This is a genomic window from Hydrocoleum sp. CS-953, from assembly GCF_002260545.1.
GTDB lineage: Bacteria > Cyanobacteriota > Cyanobacteriia > Cyanobacteriales > Microcoleaceae > Trichodesmium.
The window spans coordinates 1-2,207 of the sequence record NZ_LGSU01000115.1 but is presented as its reverse complement, the minus strand read 5'-3'; the positions used below and the strand labels follow the sequence as shown (position 1 = coordinate 2,207).

General features: G+C 36.1%; 2 protein-coding genes and 1 pseudogene. 1 reads left to right on the top strand and 2 read right to left on the bottom strand.

The features are described 5' to 3' along the window. Window positions 1-89, bottom strand: a pseudogene (locus tag AFK68_RS00780) (glycosyltransferase); the annotation flags it as partial. A gap of 34 nt (window positions 90-123) precedes the next feature. Here AFK68_RS00780 and AFK68_RS00775 point away from each other — a divergent pair. Next, window positions 124-708 carry a hypothetical protein gene (locus tag AFK68_RS00775; protein WP_094670861.1) on the top strand — a complete coding sequence of 195 codons (585 nt, stop codon included), beginning with the start codon at window positions 124-126 and terminating at the stop codon, window positions 706-708. 697 nt (window positions 709-1,405) lie between these two features. Here AFK68_RS00775 and speD read toward each other — a convergent pair. Next, the gene (speD, locus tag AFK68_RS00770; protein WP_094670859.1) at window positions 1,406-1,822 is read right to left on the bottom strand and encodes an adenosylmethionine decarboxylase; all 417 of its coding nucleotides are present in this window, start codon (window positions 1,820-1,822) and stop codon (window positions 1,406-1,408) included. Window positions 1,823-2,207 lie beyond the last annotated feature (385 nt).

Sequence of the window (2,207 nt, the reverse complement as noted above, 5' to 3'; positions counted from 1 at the left end):
ACCACTACTGGTACTTTTGCTGCAAAACTTTCGAGGGCAACAATACCAAAAGGTTCATAAAGACTCGGAAATACTGCACAGTCAGCGATAAAATGGATCCGAAAAATATTAGATAGTAACATAATGCAAAATATCAGCACATCTGGTAAAAATGGACCATTATCAGAAAATAACTATTCTCCATCTGTACCTATTTCTTTATATAGAGAAGCTACTGCTGAACTACAAGCAGCTCAAATCAAGTTAGAATCCCTAAAAGTCCATAATGAACAGTTAATACAGCAAAATCAAAAACTGAGAATAGAAATTGAAAAGGTTATTAACTCCGCAATGCAGTTACAAGAAGCTTTAAATGCTGCCCAGTCATTAACCCAGGTAGCACAACCACAAATACCTTCTTTTCCTGACTCTCAGTCTACCAATACTATTAGTTCTAATTATTTAAGTTCTAACTTTAAGGTCGATGCTCCTGAAATATCATCCTCTTCTCCTTCTCTACCATTTACCGATCCTAAACCAACAGATCCAGATTTTCCAGAACATCTATTTACAGAAGAATCAGACAAAAGTCGCTACAGTAGATTTTCCAGTTCTACACAAGTATCTAACCTGAATGGAATTTGGTTAGTAGTTGCTGTTTGTCTAATTGTAATTACTGCATTTGGTGCTGGTTATTGGGTAGTGAGGCCAATTTTAAATCAGCGATAGAACTCTGTTCAGCTTTACTAAATACATGAAATGTGAGGATCAAACGGACTTAAAACATAATTTGGTAAAGTTAACTATTATATAGCTATAACAACAGGGGATTAAAACTGACTACCCTTCATCTTAGGGATAGACGAAACCCAAACCACTAATTAAAAAAAATGGCGTTGCTGAATATGTGTATGATATTTAAGGCTTAGGAGTTAGGAGTTAGGAGTTAGGAGGGAAGAGGGGAAAACTAAAGACATAAAAAGTAGAAAGTTTTTTGGCGTTGCTAAATCAAGGGATGGGTAGTCTTCTCAACGGAATAGCTAAATAATTTCAATGCACCACAACCAAGGGATGAATTTTGGCAGAAAAGGTAAATCTCATCTTTATACTTCCTCTTTCTCCAAAACTATAATTTATCCCGCAAATATGCAACGCTAAAGAAAATCATGTATTTGGCCAGCACCAAAGTTGATATAAATCTAGAAAATTTTGCAACTATATTCCATATTCCATTATTTTTACCAAAATTTAAGGTTAATGGATCTCTCAATCACCTTTCTTGTCGTGACCTACGATTAAAAATTAAGTTGATTTTGAGCGGGTTAGTTATTGTTTTCTATAGGTTGTAGGAAACTTTCAAACATTTTTAAGAGTTATCTAGATGTGTCTTAGGAGTGTCCAACTATTCAACTTCAGTAGTTAGTGGCTAGTTCAACTTGATTTGCACCAAACTTTTAGCATTTTGATTTTTCGTAGCAGTATCTTGGACTCCCATCCCAGGTTCAAAACCGCGCTTTAGCTCTGTCAATTTTATTTGTTTAGCTTGGAGAGCGGTTTCTAGAATCTCTATAGCTTTGTGTGGGTTTCCATGGCCACAAAAGAATAAGTCAGCTGCAAAGTAACCTAACTCAGGCCATGTGTGGATGGCAATATGAGATTCTGCTAGTGTTGCCGTTGCCGTCACCCCATGAGGACTAAACTGATGAACACATAAATCTATGAGAGTTGCTCCTCCTGCTGAAATTGCATCAATTAAAGAGCCACGTATACGTTCTGGGTCGTTGAGTAGCTCTGCGGGAGAATGCCAAGCATCAACGACTAGATGGGTTCCCAATTGTTTCATTCTGCGCGGTTATACCTCCACCCTATAAGGTCTGCAATTTATTAGTCTATCACAAAATTTTTGAATTTGTTAACTATGAGTAGTTAGAACTTGCTGAAGAAAATTCAAACAATGAGCTATAAATTTTAACTAGCAAGGCGATGGGGCAAGAAGGTTCAATAATTGATAATTGATAATGGATAATTGATAATTACCTCTGGTTAAAACCGCTACGGAATTGAAGATTGGGAAATATCCTAGCACTTTTTTTCCCCTTCAAAGGGGAGGCTTTAAACCACAATTATTTAATTAACAATTAATAATAGAGTTGTTGGGAAATAAGGTAAAATGGTTCAAGCAGAAATTGGCCAGAAGAATGCTAAATATTGAACGAGCCTTAAAACAA

What these genes read in the sequence shown, in the direction of transcription:
- speD (WP_094670859.1), bottom strand. Translation starts at nt 1,822, where the DNA reads ATGAAACAATTGGGAACCCATCTAGTCGTTGATGCTTGGCATTCTCCC.
- AFK68_RS00775 (WP_094670861.1), top strand. Translation starts at nt 124, where the DNA reads ATGCAAAATATCAGCACATCTGGTAAAAATGGACCATTATCAGAAAAT.